At 70.8% G+C, this 26,480-nt stretch carries 23 protein-coding genes; 8 read left to right on the top strand and 15 right to left on the bottom strand.

The window, feature by feature from the left end; all coding sequences use genetic code 11:
- On the bottom strand, positions 1-1,239 hold a 1,239-nt coding region (locus AN216_RS12305; protein WP_079166518.1), incomplete at its 3' end, for a serine/threonine-protein kinase.
- Positions 1,240-1,320: 81 nt separating this feature from the next.
- A complete protein-coding gene (locus AN216_RS12310) occupies positions 1,321-2,172 on the bottom strand; it encodes a menaquinone biosynthetic enzyme MqnA/MqnD family protein (RefSeq protein ID WP_070196700.1) in 852 nt (283 codons plus the stop codon).
- 325 nt (positions 2,173-2,497) lie between these two features.
- Between AN216_RS12310 and AN216_RS12315 the strand changes: the two genes are divergently transcribed.
- On the top strand, positions 2,498-2,701 hold the full coding sequence (locus tag AN216_RS12315) for a cold-shock protein (RefSeq protein ID WP_070196701.1): 204 nt from the start codon (positions 2,498-2,500) through the stop codon (positions 2,699-2,701).
- Positions 2,702-3,189: 488 nt separating this feature from the next.
- Positions 3,190-4,209 (top strand): TauD/TfdA dioxygenase family protein, encoded by a 1,020-nt coding sequence (locus AN216_RS12320; RefSeq protein WP_079166519.1) that lies wholly within the window; start codon positions 3,190-3,192, stop codon positions 4,207-4,209.
- A gap of 78 nt (positions 4,210-4,287) precedes the next feature.
- Here the strand turns inward: AN216_RS12320 and AN216_RS12325 are convergent, their stop codons facing one another.
- Positions 4,288-6,186, bottom strand: a complete 1,899-nt coding sequence (locus AN216_RS12325) for an AMP-dependent synthetase/ligase (protein WP_070196702.1) — start codon at positions 6,184-6,186, stop codon at positions 4,288-4,290.
- A 272-nt stretch (positions 6,187-6,458) separates the two neighbouring features.
- Positions 6,459-7,844 (bottom strand): acetyl-CoA C-acyltransferase, encoded by a 1,386-nt coding sequence (locus AN216_RS12330; protein ID WP_070196703.1) that lies wholly within the window; start codon positions 7,842-7,844, stop codon positions 6,459-6,461.
- A 72-nt stretch (positions 7,845-7,916) separates the two neighbouring features.
- Between AN216_RS12330 and AN216_RS12335 the strand changes: the two genes are divergently transcribed.
- On the top strand, positions 7,917-9,356 hold the full coding sequence (locus AN216_RS12335) for a 3-oxoacyl-ACP reductase (protein ID WP_070196704.1): 1,440 nt from the start codon (positions 7,917-7,919) through the stop codon (positions 9,354-9,356).
- A gap of 1 nt (position 9,357) precedes the next feature.
- Positions 9,358-10,296, top strand: a complete 939-nt coding sequence (locus AN216_RS12340; RefSeq protein WP_070196705.1) for a MaoC/PaaZ C-terminal domain-containing protein — start codon at positions 9,358-9,360, stop codon at positions 10,294-10,296.
- Here the strand turns inward: AN216_RS12340 and AN216_RS12345 are convergent.
- Positions 10,265-10,873, bottom strand: coding sequence for a TetR/AcrR family transcriptional regulator (locus AN216_RS12345; RefSeq protein WP_079166525.1), 609 nt, complete (start codon positions 10,871-10,873; stop codon positions 10,265-10,267). The two genes, AN216_RS12340 and AN216_RS12345, sit on opposite strands and share 32 nt — an antisense overlap.
- A gap of 254 nt (positions 10,874-11,127) precedes the next feature.
- On the opposite strand from AN216_RS12345, the gene AN216_RS12350 reads away from it, so the two are divergent.
- A complete protein-coding gene (locus AN216_RS12350) occupies positions 11,128-11,859 on the top strand; it encodes a peptidoglycan-binding protein (protein WP_170843103.1) in 732 nt (243 codons plus the stop codon).
- A gap of 123 nt (positions 11,860-11,982) precedes the next feature.
- On the opposite strand, the gene AN216_RS12355 is transcribed toward AN216_RS12350, so the two are convergent.
- The 5 genes from AN216_RS12355 to AN216_RS12375 all read right to left on the bottom strand — a co-directional run bounded on the left by AN216_RS12355 (position 11,983) and on the right by AN216_RS12375 (position 17,235).
- On the bottom strand, positions 11,983-13,284 hold the full coding sequence (locus AN216_RS12355) for a dicarboxylate/amino acid:cation symporter (protein ID WP_070196737.1): 1,302 nt from the start codon (positions 13,282-13,284) through the stop codon (positions 11,983-11,985).
- A 536-nt stretch (positions 13,285-13,820) separates the two neighbouring features.
- Complete coding sequence (locus AN216_RS30860) at positions 13,821-14,315, bottom strand: DUF4229 domain-containing protein (protein ID WP_070196708.1); 495 nt, start codon at positions 14,313-14,315, stop codon at positions 13,821-13,823.
- Between the two features lie 190 nt (positions 14,316-14,505).
- Positions 14,506-15,672 (bottom strand): aminofutalosine synthase MqnE, encoded by a 1,167-nt coding sequence (mqnE, locus tag AN216_RS12365; RefSeq protein WP_070196709.1) that lies wholly within the window; start codon positions 15,670-15,672, stop codon positions 14,506-14,508.
- A gap of 143 nt (positions 15,673-15,815) precedes the next feature.
- Positions 15,816-16,277 carry an Lrp/AsnC family transcriptional regulator gene (locus tag AN216_RS12370; RefSeq protein WP_070196710.1) on the bottom strand — a complete coding sequence of 154 codons (462 nt, stop codon included), beginning with the start codon at positions 16,275-16,277 and terminating at the stop codon, positions 15,816-15,818.
- Positions 16,278-16,563: 286 nt separating this feature from the next.
- Positions 16,564-17,235, bottom strand: a complete 672-nt coding sequence (locus tag AN216_RS12375) for a UbiX family flavin prenyltransferase (RefSeq protein WP_070196711.1) — start codon at positions 17,233-17,235, stop codon at positions 16,564-16,566.
- 67 nt (positions 17,236-17,302) lie between these two features.
- Between AN216_RS12375 and AN216_RS12380 the strand changes: the two genes are divergently transcribed.
- Positions 17,303-18,553, top strand: coding sequence for a hypothetical protein (locus AN216_RS12380; protein ID WP_139140910.1), 1,251 nt, complete (start codon positions 17,303-17,305; stop codon positions 18,551-18,553).
- Positions 18,554-18,813: 260 nt separating this feature from the next.
- Positions 18,814-19,407 carry a rhomboid family intramembrane serine protease gene (locus AN216_RS12385; protein WP_070196713.1) on the top strand — a complete coding sequence of 198 codons (594 nt, stop codon included), beginning with the start codon at positions 18,814-18,816 and terminating at the stop codon, positions 19,405-19,407.
- A gap of 119 nt (positions 19,408-19,526) precedes the next feature.
- On the opposite strand, the gene mqnP is transcribed toward AN216_RS12385, so the two are convergent.
- Together mqnP and AN216_RS12395 are read right to left on the bottom strand one after the other, a co-directional pair.
- The gene (gene mqnP / locus AN216_RS12390) at positions 19,527-20,447 is read right to left on the bottom strand and encodes a menaquinone biosynthesis prenyltransferase MqnP (protein ID WP_070196714.1); all 921 of its coding nucleotides are present in this window, start codon (positions 20,445-20,447) and stop codon (positions 19,527-19,529) included.
- Positions 20,444-21,895 (bottom strand): menaquinone biosynthesis decarboxylase, encoded by a 1,452-nt coding sequence (locus AN216_RS12395; RefSeq protein WP_070196715.1) that lies wholly within the window; start codon positions 21,893-21,895, stop codon positions 20,444-20,446. Before AN216_RS12395 ends, mqnP begins: the two co-directional genes overlap by 4 nt.
- Positions 21,896-22,002: 107 nt before the next feature.
- On the opposite strand from AN216_RS12395, the gene AN216_RS31045 reads away from it, so the two are divergent.
- Entirely contained in the window at positions 22,003-22,584 is a 582-nt protein-coding gene (locus tag AN216_RS31045) for a PLD nuclease N-terminal domain-containing protein (protein WP_079166522.1), read from the top strand.
- Positions 22,585-22,636: 52 nt separating this feature from the next.
- On the opposite strand, the gene ccsB is transcribed toward AN216_RS31045, so the two are convergent.
- From ccsB to AN216_RS12415, 3 genes are read right to left on the bottom strand one after another with little or no spacing between them, the layout of a single operon-like run.
- A complete protein-coding gene (ccsB, locus tag AN216_RS12405) occupies positions 22,637-23,779 on the bottom strand; it encodes a c-type cytochrome biogenesis protein CcsB (protein WP_070196716.1) in 1,143 nt (380 codons plus the stop codon).
- Positions 23,776-25,707 carry a cytochrome c biogenesis protein ResB gene (gene resB / locus AN216_RS12410; RefSeq protein WP_079166523.1) on the bottom strand — a complete coding sequence of 644 codons (1,932 nt, stop codon included), beginning with the start codon at positions 25,705-25,707 and terminating at the stop codon, positions 23,776-23,778. Before resB ends, ccsB begins: the two co-directional genes overlap by 4 nt.
- A 5-nt stretch (positions 25,708-25,712) precedes the next feature.
- Positions 25,713-26,474 (bottom strand): cytochrome c biogenesis CcdA family protein, encoded by a 762-nt coding sequence (locus AN216_RS12415; protein ID WP_070196717.1) that lies wholly within the window; start codon positions 26,472-26,474, stop codon positions 25,713-25,715.
- Between the last annotated feature and the right edge of the window lie 6 nt (positions 26,475-26,480).

Genomic DNA, 26,480 nt, shown 5'->3' on the forward strand with positions numbered 1-26,480 from the left:
GGCGCCGCCAGCCCCGGCAGCGCCACCGCCGGCCACGCCACCGCCCGCCATGCCGTACGAAGGATCGGGCGGCCCGAACCCGGCGGCGCCCTCCGCCATGGGCCACCCGCGCGCGGCCGAGGGAACCTCGCCCGCCGCCCCCGTACGAACCCTCCCAGCCGACCCCGGGCCGCCATCCGCCGCGGAATCCTCCGCCGCCGCCCCGGAGTCGGCCGCCCCCACAACGCCGCCCTCCGGCGAACGGGAGCCGTGCGTGAAGGGCACCAGCCCGGAGGGCACGCCACTCGGGGTCTCCGAGTTCCCCGAGTCGCCGGAATCGCCCGCTCCGGGCGCCGCCTCCGGTTCCAGGTGCAGCAGTTCCACGGCTCTCCTGCTGACGTGCTCGACCAGCGGGCCGGGCAGCCAGCCCGTACGGATCAGGCCGCTCGCGCCCGCCGGCCCCGCGAGTCCCTCCACCAGGTCGGCCGGCGTGGGTCGCTCCGCGGCCTCCTTGGCCAGGCAGCCGACGACCAACTCCCGCAGTGAGTCGGGCAGGCCGTCCAGCTCCGGTTCCTCGTGCACGACCCGGTAGAGCAACGCGGCCGAGCTGTCGCCGGGGAACGGCGATGCGCCGGTCCCCGCGTAGCCGAGCACGGCGCCCAGCGAGAACACGTCGGTGGGCGGACCGACCGTGCTCTTGCCGAGCACCTGCTCCGGCGACATGTAGCCGGGGGAGCCGACGGTGACGCCGGCGGAGGTGACCACGGAGGTGCCGTCGGTGGCCCGGCTGACGCCGAAGTCGATGAGCCGTGGGCCGTCGAGCGTGAGCATGACGTTGGAGGGCTTGATGTCCCGGTGCACCAGCCCGAGACCGTGCACCGCGGACAGTGCCTCCGCGAGACCGGTGCCGACCGCCCGTACGCAACTCTCGGGCAGCGGGCCGTGTACGGCGACGGCCTCCCGCAGCGTGGGCCCGGCGACGTAACCGGTGGCGACCCAGGGCATCGGGGCGTCCGGGTCGGCGTCCAGCACCGGGGCGGTCCAGTCGCCACCCACCCGCCGGGCGGAGTCGACCTCGCGACGAAACCGTGCGCGAAACTCGTCGTCGCTGGCGAAGTGCGGATGCACCACCTTCACCGCGACCGTACGTCCGCCGGGGCTGCGGCCCAGGTAGACCCGGCCCATACCACCCGAGCCGAGCCGCCGCAGCAGTCGGTAGTCCCCGATCGTCCTCGCGTCACCCGCGTCGAGCGGCTGCATCGAAGTTGACCTCCCCAGGTTCGACGCGCCTCTCAGCTTAGAGAATCCGGCAGCCCGACGGGTTGCCCTCGCCGGGCCCGCTCACCGGTCGAGGAGGTCGAACCGTACGTCCGCGGGGAACCCCTCCCCGCCGTCCAGCCGCCGGGCGAACTCCCGGATACCGGCCAGTTGTTCCTCGGCCAGTCGGAAGTCCAGGGTGGTGAAGTACCGCTCCAGCACGGACGCTTCGAAGGGCTCCCAGCGGGACGCCTGCTCGGCGACCTTGGTGACCTCCTCCATCGCCAGGTCCCGGGAGGCCAGGAACGCCTTGTGCACGGTACGCACGATCTCCGGCTCGCGCTCCAGGTAGTCGCGGCGGACCGCCCACACCGCGAAGACGAACGGCAGCCCGGTCCAGTCCTTCCACAGCTGACCGAGGTCGTGTACCCGCAGGTCGGGCTCGGACAGTCCGCGGAGAAAGGCCCGCAGACCCAGGTCACCGATCACCACCGCGGCTTCGGCCTCACTCAGCATCTGGTTCAGGTCCGGCGAGCTGGTGTAGTACTCCGGCGCGACGCCGTAGTGCTCGTCGAGCAGCAGCCGCGCGAGCCGTACGGACGTGCGCGAGGTGGAGCCGAGCGCCGTGCGCGCGCCGTCCAGGCGCTCGAGCGGCACCCGGGAAACGATCTCGCAGGACATCACCGGGCCGTCGCAGCCGACGGCGATGTCGGGGAGCACGACGAGATCGTCCGCGTTCCGCAGGAATTCCACCAGTGAGACGGGACCGATATCCAACTCCCCCCGCACCAACTGCTCCCCCAGTCTGTCCGGTGTGTCTTTTGACAGCTGCACGTCAAGAAGAGCACCGGTGCGGGCGAGCCCCCAGTAAAGCGGCAGACAGTTCAGGAACTCGATGTGCCCGACTCGGGGGCGGGATCTCGGCAGTGAAGTCACCCTTCGGAGGGTACGCCCGAGCCGCGCCTGCCACCGAGAGACTCCGGGCGGACCACACGACGACCGACGGCGAGCCCGCGACGTACGATGCTGGCCTGGAAAGACGTGCGCGGCGGGGCGGACTCACCGGAAGGCAGCGCTCCGGAAGTGCTCGTGATCGTCGCCACTACCGCGCCTCGAGCTACCGTGCTAGGCTCCGAGCAAGTTGCAGTTTGGTTTCCTTGCAGTACAGAGCCTGCGGAGCATGTGACCGCGGGCTTTTGTCATTTTCAGACTTCTTGCAGGTTCTGGAACAGGGCGACCCTTATAGGCCCAGGGAGGGCTTATGGCTACCGGAACCGTCAAGTGGTTCAACGCCGAAAAGGGCTTCGGATTCATCGCCCAGGACGGCGGCGGTCCCGACGTCTTCGTCCACTACTCCGCAATCAACGCCACCGGCTTCCGTTCTCTCGAGGAGAACCAGCAGGTGACCTTTGATGTGACCCAGGGTCCGAAGGGTCCTCAGGCGGAGAACGTCACCGCCGCCTGAGCGCAGAGCAGCAGATCAGCGGTACCCAAGGAGCCCTCGCCACCGGCGGGGGCTCCTGCCCTTGTTCGGACGGAATCGGGACGCGGGTCGGGAAGGCCGCATTGACAGTCCCCCTCAGCCGTCCGCATCATACCGATATGATCACGCAGCACTCGTCCTTCGCGACCGGCACCCTCGGGGTGCCCTTCCGCGGCGGGTGCGAGCGGTCCGGTCTCTAGCGCCAGAGCCCCCACCAGCCAGGGTGCGCCGTCTCACGGCTCCCGGCACGGCGGCTCACCGCCCGTCTCCTCCAGCAGGCCAAGTGCGCCCGTGACGCACGGGTTCTCGGCTGTCGAGGGACCGGAGGACCGAGCACCGAAGCGTCGACCGCCGAAGCGCCGGACCACGTCCGGGCGTACGGCCACCCTGGCAGGCCCGGCACTGGCTCAACTGCCGCGGCACCTCGCATCCCATGTGCCCGTACCCGTCGCCTTCGCCAGGAGACTTCCATGTCCGTGACCGACACCACCGCTGTGACCGACACCGCCCCTGTGACCGAGACAGCCGAACGAGACGCCGAACCCACAGCCACCGACTCCGCCGTGCCCGCCGACCCGCCCGCGCTGCGTCCGGCTCGGGTGCCGGACGGCGGCCTCTACGAGGGCCGGCGCACCCTGCGGCGGGTGCCCGCGGACTGGACGGACCGTCCGTACGACCGCTTCGAACTCGTCCCGCAGGGGCGGGTCATCGGCGCCGAGGTCCGTGGCGTCGACCTCTCCCGTCCGCTGGACCCCGCGCTGCGTGCCGAGCTGAACCGGGCGCTGCTGGAGTGGAAGGTGCTCTTCTTCCGCGGGCAGCACCTCGAGCCGGCGGCGCAGCGCGACTTCGCGCGCAACTGGGGCGAACTGGAGACCAACCCCCTGCTGGACCGGGGCTCCTCGGCCGAGGTGGTCCGGTTCGACAAGGGCGGCGACGCCGCCCCGACCTTCGAGAACGTGTGGCATGCCGACGTCACCTTCCGGGAACGGCCCGCGCTGGGAGCCGTACTCCAGATCCGCGAGGCGCCGCCGGTCGGCGGTGACACGATGTGGGCGGACATGGCGGCGGCGTACGACAACCTCTCGGACGAGATCAAGGAGCGGATCGACGGGGCCACGGCGGTGCACGACTTCCTGCCCGGCTTCGCCCGCTTCTTCGGCCCGGAGCGCCTCGCTCCGATGCAGGAGGTGTTCCCGCCGGTGGAGCACCCGGTGGTACGTACGCACCCGGAGACGGGACGCAAGCTGCTGTTCGTCAACACCTCCTTCACCACGCACCTCACCGGCATGCCGCGGCGGGAGAGCGACGAACTGCTGCGGCAGCTCGTACAGCAGGCGCACGTGCCGGAGTACCAGGTGCGGTTCCGCTGGCAGGCCGGGGACGTCGCCTTCTGGGACAACCGGGCCACCCAGCACTACGCCGTGGATGACTACGCGCCGCACCGTCGGGTCGCGGAACGGGTCGCGATCGCCGGCGACCGGCCGTACTGACCGGCGGTGCCGGCACGGTGGAGCACGGGCGGCGGCCCGTGCTCCACGCCCGGTCGGTGCCGCCCGGCCAGGTGCCGCTCAGCCGTAGAGCCCTTCGATCTCGTCGGCGAAGTCCCGCTGGATCGCCTCCCGTCGGAGCTTCAGCGAGGGCGTGAGGTGGCCCGACTCCTCGGTGAAGTCCACGGCCAGCACCCGCAGGCGCCGGATGGACTCGGCCTGGGAGACGAGCCGGTTGGTCTCCTCCAGGGCCCGGTTCAGGTTGTGGTTCAGGTCGTCGTCCCGGGTGAGCTGTTCCCGGGTCAGGTCGGCCTTCTGGTGCATCCGCTGCCAGTGCCGCAGCCCGTCCGGATCGAGGGTGACCAGTGCCACCAGGTACGGCCGGTCGTCACCCACCACAAGGCACTGGCCCACCAGCGGGTGCGCGCGCAGCCAGTCCTCCAACGGCGCGGGCGCGATGTTCTTCCCGCTGGAGGTGATGATGAGGTGCTTCTTCCGGCCGGTGATGCTGAGATAGCCGTCCGCGTCGAGGGCGCCGATATCCCCGGTGGCGAACCAGCCGTCCACGGACCGCTCCGGCACGGTGCTCCCCCGCTGCCCGTCCCAGTAACCACGGAACACCTGGCCGCCCTTGAGCAGCACCTCGCCGTCGTCGGCGATCCGCACCGCCGTACCCGGCACCGGCCAGCCGACCGTGCCCAGCCGGGGCCGCTGCGGCGGGGTGACGGTGACCGCGGCGGTGGTCTCGGTCAGGCCGTAACCCTCGAACACCTCGATGCCGGCGCCGGTGAAGAACGCCCCGAGCCGGATTCCCAACGGCGAGCCGCCGCAGACGATGTGCCGCACCCGGCCGCCGAGCGCGGCGCGTATCCGCCGGTAGACCAGCGGCTCGTAGACACCCCGCGCGGCCCGGACGGCCAGTCCGGGGCCCTTGCCGCCGCCATGGGCGTCCACGGCGGCGCCGCCCCAGCGTACGGCGATCCGGGAGGCCCGGTCGAAGGACCGGGCACGCCGCATCCGCTCGGCGGTGGCCCGGCCCTGGTTGTAGACCCTCTCCAGGACGTACGGGATGGCGAGCAGGAAGGTCGGCTGGAACTCCGCGAGGTCCGCCAGCAGTTCCTCGGTCCGTGTGCTGGGCGAATGCCCGAGGCGTACCCGCGCGCGCATACAGGCGATCGCCACCATCCGCCCGAAGACATGCGCGAGCGGCAGGAAGAGCAGGGTGGCGACGCGTTCCTCGTCCCTAGGTCGGAAGATCGGGTAGAGGAGCTCGGTGCAGTTGTCGACCTCGGCGAAGAAGTTCGCGTGCGTCAGGACACAGCCCTTCGCCCGGCCGGTGGTGCCGGAGGTGTAGATGAGGGTCGCGATGGTGTCCGGGGTGAGCATCCCCCGTCGTTCGCGCACCGCCTCGTCCGGGACGTCCTGGCCGGCCGTCACCAGCTGGTTCAGGGCGCCGGTGTCCAGTTGCCACAACTGCTCCAGCGCGGGCAGTCCGCCGCGGACTCCGGTGACCTGCCGGGCCAGTTCGACGTCCTCCACCACGCAGGCCGTCGCCCGCGCGTCCAGCAGGATGTCCCGGGTCTGGGCGGCGGAGGAGGTCGGGTAGAGCGGCACGGTGACCAGGCCGGCGGCCCAACCGGCGAAGTCGAGCAGCGTCCACTCGTAGCTCGTACGCGCCATCAGCGCCAGCCGGTCGCCCACCCGCAGGCCGTACGCGATCAGCCCCTTGGCCACGGCCCGTACCTCGGCGGCGAACTCCGCCGCGCTGACGTCGACCCAGCCGCCGTCCGGCTGCCGGCGGCTGAGCACCGGTTCGTCAGGGGCGTCCTCGGCGTTGTGGAACGGCAGGTCCGCGAGGGAGCCGTGGCGTACGGGCGCCACCAGGGGTGGCACGGACACCTCCCGCACCACCCCGGACTCGACCAGCTTGGTCGGCTCCACGACCGGTGGCGGCGCTGCGGCTTCCGGCCTGACTGACATGGCGGCTCCCTGTGCGGGTCGGCGGCTGTTCCGGTCCACGGCTGTTCCGGTCCGCGGCCGGGTTGAACTGACGGGCCGGTGACCACGTCGGCACCGACGTCCGGGGGCCCGAGGGCAGGTCCGGGCGATCTGGGACGGGGATCCGGGTTGGTGACCCCGGGTTGGTGCGTACGGATCTCCGCGGGTCCGTGGACGGGCTCCACGGACGGGTTCCACGGAGAGGGTCCACGGGCCGTGGTTCACGGACACCACGGAGGCTCGTACGACACGGCCTACGCGCGCTCCAGGATGGCCGTCACCCCCTGCCCGCCGGCGGCGCAGATCGAGATGAGCCCCCGCGCGCCCGGTTCCGCGCCGTCCCGCTCGGCGAGCAGCTTGGCGAGCGTGGCGACGATACGGGCGCCTGTGGCCGCGAAGGGGTGACCGGTCGCGAGCGACGAGCCGGCGACGTTGAGCCGGGCACGGTCGACCGGTGCCAGGCCCTGCTTCTCCCAGGCGGCCATGGTGGCGAGCACCTGGGAGGCGAACGCCTCGTGGATCTCGACCAGTTCGAAGTCCGTCAGGTCCAGCCCGGCGCGTCGTAGCATCCGCGGCACCGCGAAGGCGGGGGCCATCAGCAGGCCCTCCCCGACATCGTCGGTGAAGTCGACGGCGCCGGTCTCGTACGCGGTCAGGTACGCGAGCGGCCGAAGCCCGCGCTCCTCGGCCCACTCCTCGTCGGCCAGCAGTACGGTGGCGGCGCCGTCGGTCAGCGGGGTGGAGTTGCCGGCCGTCATGGTGGCCTCGGACAGCGCCCCGGCGGGGGTGGCGCTCTCCCCGTCGACCGCGGCCTCCGCGGCGAAGCCCGCCGCGTGCTCGCCCCCTGCGCCCTTGTCTCCCTCGGTCCGAGTGCCGAACACCGGCTTGAGTTCGGCCAGTTTCTGCGCGGTGGTACCCGGCCGCAGGTTCTGGTCCCGGGCCAGGCCGTTGTAGGGCATGACCAGGTCGTGCAGGAAGCCGCTGTCGTAGGCCGTGGCGAGGTTGCGGTGGCTCAGCGCCGCGAGCTCGTCCTGCTCCCGCCGGGTGATCCCCCATTCCTTGGCCGTACGGGCCGCGTGCTCGCCCATCGAGAGTCCAGTGCGGGGCTCGGCGTTCCGCGGGATGTCCGGGATCAGGTCGCGCAGTCGGACCCGGGCGAGTTCGCGGGCCCGCTCCTTCTTGTTCCCGGCCCGACGGGCGGCGAGCAGGATGCGCCGCAGACGGTCGTTGATCCCCAGCGGCGCGTCGCTGGCGGTGTCGGCGCCGCCTGCAACGCCCGACCGGATCTGGCCGAGCGCGATCTTGTTCGCCACCGCGATGACGGCCTGCAGGCTGGTGCCGCAAGCCTGTTGGATGTCGTACGCGGGCGTGCGCGGGTCCAGGGCGGTGCCCAGCACGCTCTCCCGGGCGAGGTTGAAGTCCCTGCTGTGCTTCAGCACGGCGCCGGCGACGACTTCGCCGACCGCGCGGTCGTCGTGCAGTTCGAAACGCTGGACGAGGCCGTCGAGTGCCGCGGTGAGCATGTCCTGGTTGGACGTGGTGGCGTACGGCCCGTCCGCGCGCGCGAAGGGGATACGGCTGCCACCGATGACTGCCACCCGGCGTGGCACGTGGGATCGTATGAGGCCGGTGGGGCTCATCCTCGACCAAACTCCTGACTTCTGAGTAACCTTACCCTTTAGTAAATCTACGCGAGCGCCAGGAGTGGGGAAATGGCCGACCGCTACTTTCACTTGACCCGTACGCGTCCCGGCCGATTCCTCTCCAAACGCCTCGGCCTCCCGCGACCCGAGCCGCTGCGCCGTTGGTCGGCGGAGCGGCCCACGCTGCGTGGCGGCCCGCTGCTGCACCTCACCGCCGGCCAGTCCCGCTGCGCCGACGCGGCGCTGGCAGCCGCACTCGACGGATGCGGACCGCACGTACGCACCGACACCGCCGGTATCTCCGGGATATCCGATACATCCGGAACTGACGCCCATCACTCCGCCGTTGTCCTGGACGCTACGGGCATTCGCGCGGTTGCGGAACTCCGTGCGGTGCACGAAGCCCTGCATCCGGTGCTGCGTTCGCTCGCCCCGGGCGGCCGGGTGTTGGTGCTCGGCAGCCCGCCGAGCGCGGAGGACCATCACCAGGCGGCGGCCCAGCAGGCGTTGGAGGGGTTCGTACGCTCCCTGGCCAAGGAGTTGACCAGGGGCCGCACCGCGCAACTGCTGCGACTGCCGGTGGCGTCGGCTGAGCGCCCCCAGCCGGCCGAGGCCGATGTCCGGGCGGCGGAGTCCACACTGCGCTTCCTGCTCTCCCCCAAGTCGGCCTTCCTCAGCGGGCAGGTGATCGAGGTCGCGGGTGCCGCTGATTCGACCAGTGCCGGCCGTGCCAGCGGTCCCACCGGTCCCGACGGCCCCGCCGCGGCCGACGAGCGCCCGCTGGGCGGCCGTACGGCACTGGTCACCGGCGCCGCCCGAGGCATCGGCGAGGCGGTCGCCAGCACTCTGGCCCGGGACGGTGCCCATGTCGTCTGCCTGGACGTCCCCGGCGCCGAGGACCGGCTGTCGGCGCTCGCGGCCCGACTGGAGGGCACCGCGCTCCCGCTGGACATCGCCGCGCCGGACGCGGGCGAGCGGATCGCGGCGGCGCTACCGGACGGCGCGTTGGACATCCTCGTGCACAACGCCGGCATCACCCGGGACCGCCGACTGGTCAACATGTCCGCCGAACGCTGGGAGTCGGTGCTGGAGGTCAACCTCGACAGCGTGCTGCGCTCCACCGACCAACTGTTGCGCGCCGGCGCGGTCCGCCGGGGCGGCCGGATCGTCGCCACCGCCTCCATCGCGGGCATCGCCGGGAACACCGGCCAGACCAACTACGCCGCCAGCAAGGCCGGCGTCATCGGCATGGTCCGCTCGCTGGCCCCCAGGGCCGCCGCCGAACACGGCGTCACCGTCAACGCCGTGGCCCCCGGATTCATCGAGACGGAGATGACCGCCGCCGTGCCGTTCCTCGTACGCGAGGCGGGCCGGCGCATGAACTCGCTCAGCCAGGGCGGGCTGCCCGTCGACGTCGCCGAGACCACGGCCTGGCTCGCGCACCCGGACTCCGGCGGGGTGCGCGGGCAGGTCGTCCGGGTCTGCGGCCAGAGCCTGTTGGGAGCCTGAGATGCTCGCACTCACCCTCGCCAGGGGCGCCGCCGGCTCGCTCTTCAAGCGGGGCCCGTACGACGACGCCCGGCTGCCCTCCGACCGGCTCGTACTCCCCGGGGTCCGGGTGGATGCCGGGCGGTTGGCGGCGTACGCCCGGGTGTGCGGATTCCCCCCGGACACCGGCACGCTGCCGGTCACCTACCCGCACCTCCTCGGCTTCCCGGGCGCCACCCGGCTGATGGCGCGGCGGTCCTTTCCCTTCCCGCTGTTGGGGCTGGTGCACACCGGCGTCGAGATCGTCCAGCACCGCGCGCTGCGTACCGAGGACACCCCGGAGATCCGGGTGTGGGCCGAGGGGCTCCGGGCGCACCGGCGGGGAAGCGAGTTCGACATGCTGACCAGCGCCTGGGTGGCGGGCGAGGAGACGTGGTGGTCGCGCAGCACCTACCTCTGCCGCCACCGGCCCGCCGGCGGCTCCCCGGAGCGTACGAGCGGGGCGGACGCCAGCGGCACTGACAGTGGCACGGGTCGGGACGACGCGGCTGACGCGGACACGCCGCTTCCCGTACGGGCGCACTGGCGGCTGCCCGGTGACCTGGGACGGCGATACGGGGCCGTCTCCGGCGACCGCAACCCCATCCATCTGCACCCGGTCACCGCCCGCGCGTTCGGCTTCCCGTCGGCCATCGCGCACGGCATGTGGTCGGTCGCCCGCTGTTTGGCCGAGCAGGCCGAGCAGGCCGCGGGCAGCGACGGGGACAGCGCGCGGCCGAGCGACCGGCCCGCCGGCCGGACCGCCGAGCGCGTCAGTGTCGGCGCGCGGTTCCGGGCGCCCGTGCCGCTTCCCGGCAGCGTCACCTACGGCGAACGGGACGGCGCCTTCGAACTGCGCGGCGGCTCCGCGGAGCGGCCCCGAACGCACCTCACCGGGTGGGTTTCCAGCGAACCCCGTTGAGGAGGTTCTCCAGACCGGGCCAGCACAGGCTCATCAACGTGGCCGCGGTCTCTTTGGGCGAGGGCGGGTCCGACTGCCGGGAGTTGGCCCACTCCGCCATGCTCTCCGCCGAGCCCACCAGGGCGTGCGCCAGGCCCGACACCTCCCGTGCCGCCAACGCCCCGTCGCAGCCCGCGTCCTGCGCCGCCGACCCGATCAGCCTGGTCACCACCTCCACCATCTCCGCACGCAGCACGGCCACCTGGGTCGCGAACGGCTCGCCCTGGGTGCGTGCCTGTTGATGGAGTACGGCCCAGCCGTGCGGGTGCGCCGCGGTGTGCGCGAAGAAGGCGCACAGGCCGTTCCACAACTGCCGGTCGGCCGGCATCACCTGGCCGGCCTCCAGCCCCGTGGCCTCTCGTATCGCCGAGATCAGCGTCGCGGACTCGCGCCGGACACAGGCGGTGAACAGCTCCTCCTTCGAGTGCAGATACTGATAGACCAGGGGTTTGGAGACCCCGGCCGCCTCCGCTATGTCGTCCATCGACGCCGCGCGGTAGCCGTGTCGGGCGAAGCTCTCGACGGCGGCGTCCAACATCTCCTGTTCCCGTACGGCCCGGGGCACCCGCTTGCGTTCCTTCGCTCCCACCTCTGCGCTCCCCACCTGTGCGCTCTCCCCCTCCGCTCCGCCGGCCCTCGTCGCTAGGACCCAAGGCTACGCCCAGGCGGCGGGCGGTGATCGACTCCGGCGGCGGGCCCGTGGCCGTGCGGCGTGCCTTCGGGCCAACCGGCCTACGGGTGCGCCCAGTTCTTGACAGCGATTTCAGGGGTGGTTCAGCCTGCAGTATGTCCATGACAAAAACGCGGGCGAGAGTCACGGCCACCGCCCTTTTCGCTTCCGGTTGTCTCCTCGTCGCCCCGGCACTCGCACACGCCGCCCAGGCACCCGCCGCATCCCCCGAGTCTGCGTCCTCGGTATCCACGGCGTCCGCTGGCGCCGCGACCTCCGACGCCGGACCGGACGCGTCCGCGGACCACGGACTGACCCGATACCAGCAGGACCACGGCCTCTCGGCCACCGGTGAGATCGATTCCAGGACCGCGCGAAGCCTGCAACAGGCGCCCGACTCCGTACTGCGCCAGTACTTCCAGACAGCCGCCGACCTGGGTCCCGAGCAACTGGCCAACGCCCGCACCGTGATCGGCGTGGGGAAGGGCGCGCAGATCCCGGAACAGGGCCAGGTCATCGCGCTCATGACGGCCATGCAGGAGTCCAAGTTCGTCAACTATCTTGAACCGGTCGACCACGACTCGCTGGGCATCTTCCAGCAGCGCCCCAGCACCGGCTGGGGCACCCCCGAGCAGATCACCCACGTCCCCACGTCCAGCAAGTCCTTCTACGGCGTCGCGCCGTTCGGCAACAACCCGGGCCTGATCCAGATCGACGGCTGGGAGACCATGCCGCCCGGTGACGTGTGCCAGGCCGTACAACGCTCGGCCTACCCCGACCGGTACGCCCAGTGGGAGCAGTTCGCCCGCGACCTCCTCGCCCGCGAGGGCCCGTCCGTCGAGCCCATCCCCTGACGGACCGAGGGCGCGGGCGCGGGCCCCGTCAGCCGCACCGCGCACGGCTGGGCGTCCAACTCCCGGCCGCGCGCGGTGCGGTGCTCGGCAGCTACCGGCCGCCCGCTCCTACGCCGTCGCGGGTCACGCGGTGGCGCCCGCCACCTGAGCTTCCGAGTCGACCCGCCGCGGTTCCGCGTCCAGGGCGCTGATGTCCGCGCCTCGCGCGCTGTCGTACGCCTCCCGGTCGAGAATGCCTTCCCGGGCGGCGACGATCACCGTGATGGCGGCCTGGCCCGCGACGTTCGTGGCCGTGCGCATCATGTCCAGGATCGGGTCAATGGCCAGCAACAGGCCCACGCCCGCGAGCGGCAGGCCCAGCGTGGACAGGGTGAGGGTCAGCATCACCGTCGCGCCTGTGAGACCGGCGGTCGCGGCCGAACCGATCACGGAGACGAAGACGATCAACAGGTATTCGCCCAGGCCGAGTTCCACTCCGAAGACCTGCGCGACGAAGATCGCCGCGATCGCCGGGTAGATGGAGGCGCAGCCGTCCATCTTGGTCGTGGATCCGAACGGCACGGCGAAGCTTGCGTAGTTCCTCGGCACTCCCAGCCGCTCGGTCACCTTCTGGGTCAGCGGCATGGTGCCCACCGAGGAGCGGGAGACGAAGGCGAGTTGGATCGCGGGCCAGGCCCCCCGGAAGAACCGCAGCGGGCTGACCCGGGCGGCGGCGGACAGCAGCAGCGGGTACACGCCGAAGAGCACGAGTGCGCAGCCGACGTAGATGTCGGCGGTGAAGGTGGCGTACTGCCCGATGAGGTTCCAGCCGTAGTCCTTGATCGCGGTGCCGATCAGGCCCAGCGAACCCAGCGGCGCCAGCCGGATGACCCACCAAAGGGCCTTCTGCAACAGCGCGAGCACGGACTCGCCGAGGTGCAGCAGCGGTTCCGCGGCCGGTCCCAGCTTGAGCGCCGCGATACCGACCACGGCGGCCATGAAGACGATCTGCAGGACGTTGAGTTCGGTGAAGGGCGTGATCACGTCCGTCGGGACGATGCCGGTGAGGAAGTCCAGCCAGGAGCCCGACTCCTCCGGCTCCGCGCCGTCCCGCGCGGAGAGGCCACTGCCCGCGCCCGGATCGGTGAGCAGGCCGATCGCCAGGCCGATCGCCACGGCGATCAGCGAGGTGATCATGAACCACAGCAGGGTACGGGTCGCCAGACGCGCGGCGTTCGACACCTTGCGCAGGTTGGTGATGGAGATGACGATCGCGAAGAAGACCAGGGGTGCCACGGCCAGCTTCAGCAGTTGGACGAAGATCTCCCCTATCTCGGTGAGGCTCGTCCCGAGCCAGCCCACCTCCCATTGCCGGGCTATCCAGCCGAACAGCACGCCCAGCACCAGACCCGCCAGTATCTGCGCCCAGAACGGCACTCTGGGTATGTGTCTCCGGCCCTTCGGGGCGGAAGCGGACGGGTCGTTCTGGTCGTTCGGGAGATTCTGGTCGTTGGGGGAGTCGCCGGACGCGGCGGAGGACGACGCAGCAGAGGACACGGAAACACTCCGGTGGGATACGTAACGAGGGCGTGTGCAGGCAGGGCGTGAGCAGCCAGCGGGGCCTACGGCACCAGCGCCGTCGGCTGCGGGTCAGCGGCCGGGACAGACCGCGGACAGGCAGCGGCAGAGATCGACGTGCAGCCGACCGACGAGGAGAGTGCTCCTCGAGTCGGAGCGTACGGCTGCTGTCTTCATGCGCATCAACCTAGCATCGGTTCTTTGGCGGCCCCAAAGAGAATCTTTGAGGTGGCGTACGCCAAGCACAACACCCCGCCACGGACGGTGATTCCGGGCGGGGTGCCGGTGAACCGGTGACACGGCTCACATGTCGCGTGCGCGGCGGGCCACTTCGCCTGGCGGCCCGGGCGGACCGGCCGTTGACCCTCGTTGATCAGCGCGGCGACCGGAGGTCGGGCAACGAGCTAGACGCGCTGCTTCGACGTGGCGGACACGTCGCTGTCCGTCCCATTGTCGGCGGCGGTACCGGACCTCGTGTTGGCGGTGTCCGTGTCCGCGGCGTCGGCGCCGTCCTCGGATGTGCCCGCCGAGTCGTCCGTCGCGGCGGCGGTGTCCGCGGTGCCCTGCCGCTCCGACCCCTCCGCGGCAGTGGTTTCCGCGGCAGTGGTTTCCGTGACGGAGTCCTCCATGCTGCGGTTCGCGGCCAGCTTCCCCCGCGCGCGGTGTACGCCCCCGGCCACCTGTTCCGCCATCGCCTCCCGCTGGCGGCGCAGCAGTACGGTGCTCAGCAGAGCGGAGATGATCAGGGCCAGCAGCACGATCCACAACGGGTTGGACTCGCCGATCCCCTCCGGCAGCACCCCGACGTACGCCAGGACCGCGACGGCGACGAAACAACCGGCGAAGAGGCCCAGCCGAGCGGCGGTGTAGCGCAGGGTTGCGTGCGAGGTCCTGGTCACTGCGTGCTCTTCCTTCTGCTCTGGTACGCGCCCGGCTGCGCCGAGGCCGCTTCCCATGGTGACATCCCCCGAGCGGAGCCGGCCGCCCGCCCCACTCCGACCGGCCGGGCTGCCGGTTGCCCGCCCGCGGCCCGCCTCGGCCGAGTCGGACAACGCCCCGGCCGGCGGGTCCGTACGGGATCGCGCCGGGTCACACCCGCATCGGCTGGGGCGCCTCCCGCCGCTCCGGGTCCGGACCGTCGTAGGAGCGCAGGACCTCGTACCGGGTGTTGCGCTCGACCGGACGGAAGCCGGCGTCCCGGATCAGCTCGAGCAGGTCCTCGCGGGTGAGCTTGTCCGGGGTGCCGAAGTTGTCCGCGTCATGTGTGATCTTGTACTCGACGACCGAGCCGTCCATGTCGTCCGCGCCGTGCTGCAGGGCCAGTTGGGCGGTCTGCACGCCGTGCATGACCCAGAAGACCTTGACGTGCGGCACGTTGTCGAACAGCAGCCGGGACACCGCGAAGGTCTTCAGCGCCTCGGCGCCGCTGGCCATGTTCGTACGGGCCTGCAGCTTGTTGCGTACCTTGCCGTCCTGCATGTCCACGAAGTCGTGCTGGTAGCGCAGCGGGATGAAGACCTGGAAACCGCCGGTCTCGTCCTGGAGTTCGCGCAACCGCAGCACGTGGTCCACCCGGTGCCGGGGCTCCTCGATGTGGCCGTACAGCATCGTGCTCGGCGTCTTGAGGCCCTTCTGGTGCGCGAGCCGGTGGATACGCGACCAGTCCTCCCAGTGGGTGTCGTGGTCGACGATGTGCTGCCGGACCTCCCAGTCGAAGATCTCCGCGCCGCCACCGGTGAGGGACTCCAGGCCGGACTCGATGAGGATGTCCAGGATCTCGCTCGCGTCCATCCCGGAGATCTTCTCGAAGTGCTGGATCTCGGTGGCCGTGAACGCCTTCAGGCTCACGGTCTCCGGCAGCGCCTCCTTCAGCGCGCTGAGCGAGCGCGGGTAGTACCGCCACGGAAGCGTCGGGTGCAGGCCGTTGACGATGTGCAGCTCGGTGAGGTTCTCCCCCTCCATCGTCTTGGCCAGCCGCACCGCTTCCTCGATGCGCATGGTGTACGCGTCCTTCTCCCCCGGCTTGCGCTGGAAGGAGCAGTAGGAGCAGGAGGCCGTGCACACGTTGGTCATGTTGAGGTGCCGGTTGATGTTGAAGTGAACGACCTCGCCGTTCTTCCTCGTACGCACCTCGTGAGCCAGGCCACCCAGCCACGCCAGGTCGTCGGACTCGTAGAGGGCGATACCGTCCTCCCGCGTCAACCGCTCCCCGGAGCGGACCTTCTCCTCCAGCTCGCGCTTGAGTCCAGCGTCCATGCGCACGCGCCTCCCTAGTCTGCGTTGAGCCTCATCGAGCCTACTCCCCGGTCGCCACCCGGTGGCGGCCACCCTGTGCCGCGACGTACGAGCCACCGCTCGGGCCGCTACCGGTCAGCCGCCGCCCGGCCCGTCACCGACCGTCACCCCTCGATGTCCTCCGGCAGCGCACCGACCCGGTTCTCCCACTTGGTGGACAACACGATGGTGGTCCGGGTCCGGGACACCCCCTTCGTCCCCGACAGCCGCCGGATGACACGCTCGAGATCATCGACGTCCCCGGCTCGCACCTTGAGCATGAACGAGTCGTCGCCGGCGATGAACCAGCAGTCCTCGATCTCCGCGAGATCCCGCAGCCGGGTGGCGACCTCCTCGTGGTCCACCGCGTCCGAGAGTTGCACGCCGATCAGCGCGGTCACACCCAGGCCGAGGGAGGGGGCGTGCACCGTGGCGCGGTAGCCGGTGATGACCCCGCCCGCCTCGAGCCGGTTGATCCGGTCGGTGACGCTGGGCCCGGAGAGACCCACGAGGCGACCGAGTTCGGCGTACGACGCCCTGCCGTTCTCCCGCAGTGCCTGGATGAGTTGTCTGTCCACCGCGTCCATGACTACCGGGCCTCCGTTTTCCTGTGATTCACAGACCACTGGATGCGTCAGGTACGAATCCTAGGCGCCAGCTCGTTCGTACCTCACATCCCTCCCTCCATCGGAGGCCGGTCATATCTGCCACCTCCTGACAGTCGGGCCGGAAGCCGCCGGCCGGACCATGTCGTCCACGCGTCGACCGGCGCCCGCGGAGACCCGTCGGTGTCCGTCCGTGCCCTTCCGTGTGATCACGGACCGCGCACGACCGTACGGGCATCACCCGCGGGGGGTCAGTACGTCGTCCGGGTCACGCCGTGCCGTGCAACCCGCCCACTCCGTCGTCCGGGTCCCAGCGCCGGTACAGCTTGTGCGGCACCCCCGCCGCGTCCAGCACCCGGCCGGCGACGAAGTCCACCAGTTCCTGGATGTGCCGGGCGCCCGCGTAGAAGGCCGGCGAGGTGGGCAGCACCACGGCCCCGGACTCGTCCAGGGTGACCAGTTGCCGGAGGGTCTGCGCGGCCAGCGGGGTCTCCCGTACGGCGACCACCAGCGGGCGGCGTTCCTTCAGCGTCACCGCGGCGGTGCGCTGCAGCAGGTCCTTGGACAGCCCGAGCGCCACGCCGGCGACAGCGGCCGTGCTGGCTGGGACGATCAACATGCCGCGCGTCGGGTACGAACCGGAGGACGGACCCGCCGCCAGGTCACCGGCCGGCCAGTGACGTACGCCGCTCACGTCCGGGTCGTACGCCTCGGGGGTGCCGTCCGCGCCACGGGCCAGCCAGCGGCGCAGATCGTCCGTGGCGTGCCCGTCCCGGAAGGGGTGCCCCGTCTCGTCCAGCACGGTGAGCCGGGCGGCCCGGCTGACGATCAGGTCGACCGGCTCCCCGGCGTGCAACAGCGCCCGGAGCACGGCGGCTGCGTACGGCGTCCCGGAGGCGCCGGACACGCCGACCACCCAAGGACAGCGGCGATAGGTCACACCAGGAGCCTACTGGCAGCACGGGGGCGGCTGGCCAACGAGGCAGGTGATGCGGTTGCATCGGGGCATGTACCGCTCCAGATCGCCCCGCCGGGCCAGCCTGGCCGCTGCCCTGAGCATGACGACCGTGCTGCTCGCCCCGCTCGCCACCGGCTGCGGTCTGGCGGAGGGCACGCGAGCGGCGGACTCCTCGAACGCCGCGGACTCCGTGTCGGACTCCGGCTCCGCCGCGCTGGTCCGGGACGCCGTGCACAAGCTGCTGGAGCAGAAGTCGGCGACGCTGGTCGCGGAGTTCGGCGGTTCGGCGGAGCGCGTCGAGGAGTTCCTACGGGAGTCCCGCCTCGGTCTGCCCGGCGGTGGCGAGGCCACCGGGAAGGACGCCGAGTTGCTCGCCCGCGCACAGCTGACGCTGTCCGTCGGCGGCCAGGGCCAACCGCTGAACGAGCTGCCGGACTTCTCCGACACACACCTCGCGGGCGCGCTGAACCTCGGCGACCGGGACCTGGTGGCGTACAAGTCCATAGACGGGAACACGTACCTGCGGCTGCTGGTCGACGAGTTGGCCGAGGAGAAGACGCTGCCGTCCGAGTGGCGCCGGTTGCTGCGGGACCTCAGCGCGACGGCCTCCCAGCTGCCGGACTCCCTGAGCGCGGTCAAGCGGCTGCTGACCGGTGACTGGGTGAGCGCCGACCCGGGGTCGTACGAGCAGTTCGCCTGGGTCGTGCGAAAGCTCACCGGGAGTACCACCGCCGGTGACCAGTCCCGTACGGCCGCGTCGGCGCTGGACAGCGACGCGCAGCGGCGACTGTTGGACGGTCTGCTGAAGCTGCTGACGGAGGACGGCGACTTCGAGCGGATCGGCGGTGCGGGAGGTTCTTCCGGTGGTGACGCCGATGGTGACTCTGGTGACCGCTCTCGTGACCGCTCTGCTGAGAGGGGTCACACCGCGGGGCGCGCGGGCGAGGAGACCCAGCGGGTGCGGATGACGGTCTCCGCGCGGGACGCCGCCCGACGACTGGCGCCGGCACTGGAGCCGCTGGGCATGCGTGTCGAGCCGGCCGAGGTGCCGGACCGTACCGTGCCGGCGGAGGTGACCGTACGCCGTGGCGTACTGGTCGGGCTGACCGTGGACGCGCGGGACCTGACGGGAAGCGGGGCCGGGGGCTCCGGTGCGGCGGAGCGGCTGCCGCTGCGGTTCGGGTTCGGCAGTGGCGACGCGCTGTCGGTCGAGGTGCCTGAGGAGGCGCTGCGGTTGGAGCCGCAGGACGTGCTGGCGGCGCTGCTCTACCGGAAGGTGCCCGGGCTGACGGGGGGTTGACGTCTCCCCCGTCGCTGCGGGGCGGGTGACCGGCGACTCCCCCGGTGTCGCGCACGCGGCACGGCGTTCGTACGGCGGTGTTCGTACGGGGGACTTCCGTACGACGCCACCCGTACGGCATGGCGCCGGCGCGGTCCGGGCAGGGGAACAGGGACGACTGGTTCGCCCGCCGGGAACTGGCGGCACCCCGGTAGCGTTGTTCTCGTACGGGCGCGACGCGGACCGGCTCCCACGGGCGCGGGAGGGGAGGCAGAGACACCATGACGGGCGAAGGCAGCTTCCAGGCGAAGGCCGCGGGCCAGCTCATCCTGCTCTGGGTCGGGTTGCTATGGGTTCTGGAGGCGGTGGACCAGCTCACCGGCAACTCGCTGGACAGCTTCGGTATCCAGCCTCGGCGCACCAGTGAGCTGGTGGACATCGTGCCCGCGTCGTTCATGCACTTCGGCTTCGAGCACCTCATGGCGAACACCCTCCCGCTGCTGGTGCTCGGCTTCATGGCCGCGCTGCGGGGCACGGGGCGGTTCCTACTGGTGGCGCTGACCATCATCATCGTCAGCGGCCTCGGCGTGTGGGTGACTGCTCCGGAGCAGAGCAACACCGCCGGCGCCTCCGGGGTGGTGTTCGGGCTCTTCGGCTATCTGGTGGTGCGCGGCTTCGTGGACCGCCGGATCACGGACGTGGCGCTGGGTGCGGTGGTCGCGGTGCTGTACGGCTCCATCCTCTGGGGCGTGCTGCCGACCACCGCTGGGGTGTCCTGGCAGGGCCACCTCTTCGGGCTGATCGGCGGGGTGCTGGCGGCCTTCATGACCTCCAGTCGGCCGACGGCCGGGGTGGAGAGACCCGCCTGGCGCTGACGAAACCGGCGGCCGGCAGCTGGACATTCCCGGCCCCGGACGTCCGAGGACTGCCCGGATGCCCGAAAGGCGCGAGCGGTCGGGACGCCCGGACAGCTTGGTAGTCCGACAGCCGGTGGTCAGACACCCAGTCCGCGGTTGGCGAGGTCCAGCAGCGTGCAGACGAAGAGCACGATCCCGATCACGCCGTTCACTGTGAAGAAGGCCCGGTTCAGGCGGGACAGGTCCTTCGGGGTGACGATCGAGTGCTCGTACACGAAGGCCACCGCCACGATCAGGAGGCCAATCCAGAAGAGCGCTCCGGCCCCGGTCACCGCTCCGAAGCAGAGCAACAGCGCCAGCGTCACGACGTGGCTGCCCCGAGCGCCGTACAACGCGCCGGCGATACCGAACCGCGCCGGCACGGAGCGCACTCCCTGCGCCCGGTCCGCGGCCACGTCCTGGCAACCGAAGATCAGGTCGAAGCCGCCGATCCAGATGCCGACGGCCAGCCCGAGGACCGCCGCGTCCCAGGACCAGGCGCCGGTCACCGCGATCCAGGCCCCGACCGGCCCGATGGCCTGGGCGAGACCGAGGATGGCGTGCGGGAAGTCCGTGAACCGCTTGCCGTACGGATACACCACCATCGGGATCACCGCGAGCGGCGACAGCGCCAGGCACAGCGGGTTCAGCAGGGCGCAGGTCGTGAGGAAGACCGCGACCGAGACCAGCGCGCCGGTCCACGCCGTACGCACGCTCACCGCGCCGGTGACCAGTTCACGCCCCGCCGTCCGTGGGTTTCGGGCGTCGATCTCCCGGTCGATGATCCGGTTGGCCGCCATCGCGAAGGTACGCAGACCGACCATCGCGACCGTGATCAGCAGCAACTCCCGCCAGCGCACCCACCCGTCGACCTGGAACATCGCGGTGAGGGCGGCGATGTAGGCGAACGGCAGCGCGAACACCGAGTGTTCGATCATGACGAGCCGCAGGAAGGCTCGCACCTTCCCGGTGTCGGGCCCCGCCGCCCCCTGACCGGCCGTGTCCGCCGCCGCGCTCAAAGTCCGTATTCCTTCCAGCGCTTGCTGACGAGCGCCGCCGTCTCCGGGTCGGACTCGATCATCCGAGGCCAGCCGCCGTCTCGCGTGTAGCCCTCCTCGGGCAGCTTCGTGGTGGCGTCGATGCCCGCCTTCCCGCCCCAGAACTGCTGGTACGACGCGTGGTCCAGGTGGTCCACCGGCCCCTCGACCAGGCTCAGGTCCCGGGCGTAGTCGGTGTTGCCCAGGGCACGCCAGGCGACGTCGTGCAGATCGTGCACGTCGCAGTCGGCGTCCACCACCACGATCAGCTTCGTCAGGGACATCATGTGCGCTCCCCAGATCGCGTGCATGACCTTCTGCGCGTGCTTCGGGTACTTCTTGTCGATCGAGACGATCGCGCAGTTGTGGAAGCCGCCCGCCTCCGGCAGGTGGTAGTCCACGATGTCCGGGATGATGATCCGCAGCAGCGGCAGGAAGAAGCGCTCCGTCGCGCGCCCCAGCGGGCCGTCCTCCGTGGGCGGCCGGCCGACCACGATGGACTGCAGCAGCGGACGCCGACGCATCGTCATGCAGTCGATCCGCAGCGCCGGGAAGTCCTCCTGCGGGGTGTAGAAGCCGGTGTGGTCGCCGAACGGCCCCTCCGGCAGCATCTCCCCGGGCTCCAGCCACCCCTCCAGTACGACCTCGGCCGCGGCCGGCACCTGGAGCGGCACCGTCTGGCAGTCCACCATGTCGACGCGCTTGCCCTGCACGAAACCGGCGAAGAGGTACTCGTCGATGTCGCCCGGCAGCGGTGCCGTGGAGGCGTACGTCACGGCGGGCGGGCAGCCGAAGGCGATGGCGATCGGCAGCTTCTCGCCGCGCCGCAGGGCCGCCTGGTAGTGGTTCCGGCTGTCCTTGTGGATCTGCCAGTGCATCCCGATGGTGCGCTTGTCGTGACGCTGCAGGCGGTAGAGCCCGAGGTTCCGGATGCCCGTCTCGGGGTGTTTGGTGTGAGTGAGCCCGAGGTTGAAGAACGATCCGCCGTCCTCCGGCCAGGTGTGCAGTGCCGGCAGCAGGTCGAGGTCCACCTCGTCGCCCCGCAGCACGACGTCCTGGACCGGTCCGTCCTTGACCTTGCGCGGCGGGACGTGCGCCACGCTCCCGAGCTTCCCGAACGCCTCCCGCATGCCGACGAAACCCTGTGGCAGCTCGGGCTTGAGCAGTCCGCCGATCTGCTCGCTGATCTCCTCGTAGCCGCTGAGCCCGAGAGCCTTGAGCAGCCGTCGGTCGGTGCCGAAGACGTTCATGGCCAGGGGGGCCTGGGCGCCTCGCACGTTCTCGAAGAGCAGTGCCGGCCCACCGGCCTTCTGCACCCGGTCGACGATCTCGCCGACCTCCAGTCGGGGATCGACCTCCGCCTTGATCCGCTTGAGGTCACCTTCGCGTTCCAGCGCCCGCAGCAGCGAGCGGAGGTCGTCGTATGCCATGCGGCCCAGTATCGGCCATCGCCCCGCCGCACCGTTACGCTGGGGCTGCACGGTGACCGTCCTTCGGGTTCGCCATCTCCCGACCGCTCAGAACAAGGGGCGTACACATGCTCAGGTATCTGCCGTTGCTACTGATCCTGGCGGTGTGGATCTACGCCTTCATCGACTGTCTGAACACGCCGGAGTCGGAGGTACGCAAGCTCCCCAAGATCGCCTGGGTGTTGATCGTGCTGCTGTTCGGGCAGGTGCTGGTCGGCCCGATCGCCTGGTTCGTGGTGGGGCGCCCCCGGCGGAACGCTCCGTACGGCGCCACCCGCCCGCAGGAGCGGCGCTGGGTCGCGCCGGACGACAACCCGGAGTTCCTGAAGTCGCTGGGCAACGGCCGTACGGACGGCGACGGCAGGACGGACTCCAAGGCTCCCGGCGGGGCGGACGAGGCGACCGGACCGGAGTCGCGGTCGGCCGAGGCCGAGGACGCCGGCGCGACCGGCCCAACCGACGCGGCCGACACGGCCGGCACCGCCAGGGCAGCGGACCCCGGAGACGGCGAACGCTCCGACGCGGAGCACCCGCACGACGGGCGACCGCAGGAGCGGCGTCCGTCCCGGGAGCGGCGCCCGGACGGCACCGAGCAGCGACGCGGAGCGGAGGACGGCGGCCCGGAGGACACTCCGCCCGCCGCCCAATGACCCGGGACCGGTCGTTCCAACGACCCGCCGAAACGACCCGGCCGGTGCCGGGTCAGACTCCCGCGTACGAGTGCTTGCCGTTCACGAAGATGTTGACGCCGTAGTAGTTGAAGAGGAAGCAGGCGAAGGCGATCAGCGCCAGGTACGCCGCCTTCCGGCCCTTCCAGCCGGCCGTGGCGCGGGCGTGGAGGTAGCAGGCGTACGCGACCCAGGTGATGAACGACCAGACCTCCTTGGGGTCCCAGCCCCAGTAGCGGCCCCACGCGTCGCCGGCCCAGATCGCGCCCGCGACGATGGTGAAGGTCCAGAAGGGGAAGACCGCGGCGTTGATCCGGTAGGCGAACTTGTCCAGCGAGTCCGCCGAGGGCAGCCGCTCCAGTACCGAGGTGGCGAAGCCGGAGGGGCTGCCGCCACCGAGCAGCTTGCTCTCGTAGCGGTCCCGGAAGAGGTAGAGGATGGTCGTGACGAAGCCGAGGTAGAAGAGCGCGCCGCAGATGATGGCCAGCGAGACGTGGATCCACAGCCAGTACGAGTCCAGCGCCGGCACCAGCTCGGTGCTCTCGGTGTAGAGGACGGTCACCGCGAGGCCGAGGTCCAGCAACACCGTGGTCACCAGCGGCAGCCCGATCCAGCGGACGTTCTTCCGGGCGATCAGGAAGCCGAGGTAGGCCCCGACGCCCACCATGGAGAAGGCCGTGGAGAACTCGTACATGTTTCCCCAGGGGGCCCGCTCCACGGCCAGCGAGCGGGTGAGCACCGCCGTGGCGTGCAGCAGGAAGGCCAGCACCGTCAGCGAGACGGCGACCCGGCCGTACATGTCGCCCTGGTCGTCGCCACCGGCTGCCCCGGGGCCATCTGGCACGTTGTCCCGTCGACCGGTGGCCGAGCGCACGATGACCTTGGGGCGCTCCAGCACGGAGGTGCCGCCCTCCGCGCGCACGGTCACCTTCGGGGCGGCGCCAGCGCCCGCATCGGTGTCGTTGCCGGCTGAGTCCCCAGAGCCGGACGTGGACGCGGAGCCACCCCCGGACTTCGAGGTGAGCGCCGCGGCCGTACGGGCGACTCGGCTGCGGCTGCCGAAGACCCACTCGGTGATGTGCGCGAAGAACGCCAGGGTGTAGACGGCCATCGCCGAATAGATCAGATAGTTGCTGATCTCGGCGAGTTCCGGATTCTGTACGGCGAGGATGGTCACTTGCCTGCTCCTTCAGCAGATTCCGACGGTTCTGCCACGGCAGGCGCCTCCGCCTGCATGCTCACGGCCATGTCCGACAGTTCCTCGGGCAGCCGGGTGGACTCGCTGCGGCCCAGTCCGGCCATCTCCACGACGGTACGGCCGTCCGGCCCGGGCATCGCACGTACCCACACGCGGCGACGCTGGATGAAGAGCGAACCGGCCAGTCCCGCGATGGCGGCGAGCGCGCCACCGAGTGCCCAGCCGTTGCCCACCTGGTGGGAGATCTGGAAGTTCGCCCACTGCTTGATGCCCTCGAACTTGAGGGAGCCGGCGCCGTTCGGCAGCTTCATGGTCTCGCCGGGCAGGATCTTCTTTGCCAGCGGGCCGCCGTCCTTCGCCTTGAACTGCTTCATGTTGTCGGTGTCGAGCTGGTACACGCTCTGTGGCAGCCCCGAGTTGACGCCCAGGTCGCCGTGGTAGGCCGTGAGGAAGAGCACCGGGTAGTCCAGCTCCGGCGACTGGGAGAACATCGAGCCCGACTCGGCACCGCCGAAGGTCGGCACGAAGAAGCCCTGGAAACCGAGCTGGTCCTTGTTGCCCTGGGCGTCCCGGTAGTCCGTGACCTTCACGACGCCGCTGGAGGTCAGGTTGGTGTCCTGCGGCAGGAACGCCACCGGCCCGCGGTACGCGATGTCGCCCTGCCCGTCCTTCACCGAGACGACCGGGGCGAACCCGTGCGCCAGCAGGTACACCTTGGAGCCACCGACCTCCAGCGGGTGGTTCATCCGGATGGCGGTCTTCTTCTCCTTGCCGTCACCGCCCGTCCAGTACGAGATGTCCGCGCGGTACTCCTTCGGCGTCATCGCGTCCGCGGCGCCCTCGTAGTAGTCCGCGGTGAAGTCCTCCAGCCGGAACCCGAACTCGTCCAGGTCCTCGGAGCCGAAGAAGGTGCCGGACTGGAAGTCGTCGTACTGCGTGAGGGTGTTGTTGAACGAGTCGCCCTGGACGACCAGCTTGCCGCCCTCGGACTTCCAGAGCTGCCCGGCGGCGAAGGCCAGCAGCAGCACGATCAGGGCGATGTGGAAGAGGAGGTTACCGACCTCCCGTAGATAGCCCTTCTCACTGGTGACCGCGTCCCCGCGCAGGTGCGTACGGAACCGCTTGCCACGCAGCATCGTGCGGGCGGCACCCAGCACCTCGTCCGGCGCGGCGTCCGTGTGCCATGTCGTGTACACCGGCATCCGGTCCAGCCGGCGCGGCGCGCGGGGCGGCTCGGCACGCAGCTGACCGACGAACTGCCAGGTGCGCGGCACGATGCAGCCGATCAGCGAGACGAACAACAGGATGTAGATCGCGGAGAACCACACCGAGGTGTAGACGTCGAAGAGCTGCAGCTTCTCGTAGAGGGGGGCCAGCACGTCGTGGCGCTGCTTGAACTCGTCGACCTTGACCGCGTCCACGTTCGTCTGCGGGATGAGCGAGCCGGGGATGGAGCCGAGCGACAGGAGGAAGAGCAGCATCAGCGCGACCCGCATGGAGGTCAGCTGTCGCCAGAACCACCGCAGCCAGCCGGTGAGTTCGCGCAGGAACCAGCCCACCCGTCCGGCCGTGCCCGGTTTCCGGGGGCCGCCCAGGGATCCGGGCACGGTCTGCGAGCGCTCCTCGGAGGGGGCGGTGCTCAGCTGGGACATCGCGGCGCCCAGCTCGACGTCCTCCTCGGCGGGGCGCTCGTCCCCGGCGGACGGGGAGGACCCCGAGTCCGGAGAGTCCGGGGAGTCCGGATCATCCCGGCCTTCCGGGACATCCCCGGCGCCGGAACCTGACGCTTCCTCAGTCTCCGACCCGGCCGCTGATTCGGCTTGCGGGTCGGTCTCCGGATCGGCTTCGGCACCGTTCGCCTGCTGGCTTGGTACGGCCGCCGCCTCGGTCGTCTCGTCCGTGCTCATTGCGCTCAGATCCCCACGGTGAAGTCGGACGACCACACCTGCAACTCGTAAACTATCTGGTCCCAGATCCCCGACACGAGCAGCAGCCCGACGAGCACCAGCATGCCGCCACCGATCCGTGTCACCCACACGTAGTGCTGCTTGATCCAGTCGAAGGCGCCCAGCGTCCGCCGGAAGGCGAGGGCCGCGATGATGAACGGCGTGCCCATGCCGAAGCAGTACGCCACCGTGAGCAACGCTCCCCGGCCGGCGCTGCCTTCCGTCAGCGCCAGCGTGTTGACGGCGGCGAGGGTCGGTCCGATGCAGGGCGTCCAGCCGATCCCGAACATCGCACCGAGCATCGGCGCCCCGCTCAACCCGAGCGCGGGCCGCTTGTGGATGCGGAACTCGCGCGTGGTGAAGCGGGGCATGAACCCGATGAAGGCGAGCCCCAGCAGGATCGTCAGCACCCCGGCCACCTTGGAGATGACCTCACGGTGTTCCTGCAGCGTGCCCCCGAAGCCGCCGAAGAGCGCGCCGCCGGAGACGAACACCGCGGTGAAGCCGAGCACGAAGAGCCCGGAGCCGAGCAGCATCCGGCCGCGCTTGGCCTCCGCCAGGTCCGTGCCGGTGACCCCGGTCACATACGAGAGGTAGCCGGGGACCAGCGGCAGCACGCAGGGCGAGAAGAAGGACACCAGACCGCCCAGCACGGCGATCGGGAGGGCGAGCAGCAGAGCACCGCTGAGCACGGTGTCGTTCATGCCGGTGGCGGCCAAGGCGTTCATGCCGCG

This window comes from Streptomyces oceani, from assembly GCF_001751245.1.
GTDB lineage: Bacteria > Actinomycetota > Actinomycetes > Streptomycetales > Streptomycetaceae > Streptomyces > Streptomyces oceani.

Excerpts from the sequence above, each read along its gene's own strand:
- AN216_RS12370 (WP_070196710.1), bottom strand. The coding sequence starts at position 16,277 with ATGGACGCGGTGGACAGACAACTCATCCAGGCACTGCGGGAGAACGGC.
- AN216_RS12325 (WP_070196702.1), bottom strand. The coding sequence starts at position 6,186 with ATGTCAGTCAGGCCGGAAGCCGCAGCGCCGCCACCGGTCGTGGAGCCG.
- resB (WP_079166523.1), bottom strand. The coding sequence starts at position 25,707 with ATGAGCACGGACGAGACGACCGAGGCGGCGGCCGTACCAAGCCAGCAG.
- AN216_RS12320 (WP_079166519.1), top strand. The coding sequence starts at position 3,190 with ATGTCCGTGACCGACACCACCGCTGTGACCGACACCGCCCCTGTGACC.
- AN216_RS12335 (WP_070196704.1), top strand. The coding sequence starts at position 7,917 with ATGGCCGACCGCTACTTTCACTTGACCCGTACGCGTCCCGGCCGATTC.
- AN216_RS12380 (WP_139140910.1), top strand. The coding sequence starts at position 17,303 with ATGTACCGCTCCAGATCGCCCCGCCGGGCCAGCCTGGCCGCTGCCCTG.
- AN216_RS12330 (WP_070196703.1), bottom strand. The coding sequence starts at position 7,844 with ATGAGCCCCACCGGCCTCATACGATCCCACGTGCCACGCCGGGTGGCA.
- AN216_RS12345 (WP_079166525.1), bottom strand. The coding sequence starts at position 10,873 with ATGTTGGACGCCGCCGTCGAGAGCTTCGCCCGACACGGCTACCGCGCG.
- AN216_RS12340 (WP_070196705.1), top strand. The coding sequence starts at position 9,358 with ATGCTCGCACTCACCCTCGCCAGGGGCGCCGCCGGCTCGCTCTTCAAG.
- AN216_RS12385 (WP_070196713.1), top strand. The coding sequence starts at position 18,814 with ATGACGGGCGAAGGCAGCTTCCAGGCGAAGGCCGCGGGCCAGCTCATC.
- AN216_RS12415 (WP_070196717.1), bottom strand. The coding sequence starts at position 26,474 with ATGAACGCCTTGGCCGCCACCGGCATGAACGACACCGTGCTCAGCGGT.
- mqnE (WP_070196709.1), bottom strand. The coding sequence starts at position 15,672 with ATGGACGCTGGACTCAAGCGCGAGCTGGAGGAGAAGGTCCGCTCCGGG.
- AN216_RS12350 (WP_170843103.1), top strand. The coding sequence starts at position 11,128 with ATGACAAAAACGCGGGCGAGAGTCACGGCCACCGCCCTTTTCGCTTCC.
- AN216_RS31045 (WP_079166522.1), top strand. The coding sequence starts at position 22,003 with ATGCTCAGGTATCTGCCGTTGCTACTGATCCTGGCGGTGTGGATCTAC.
- AN216_RS12315 (WP_070196701.1), top strand. The coding sequence starts at position 2,498 with ATGGCTACCGGAACCGTCAAGTGGTTCAACGCCGAAAAGGGCTTCGGA.
- AN216_RS12395 (WP_070196715.1), bottom strand. The coding sequence starts at position 21,895 with ATGGCATACGACGACCTCCGCTCGCTGCTGCGGGCGCTGGAACGCGAA.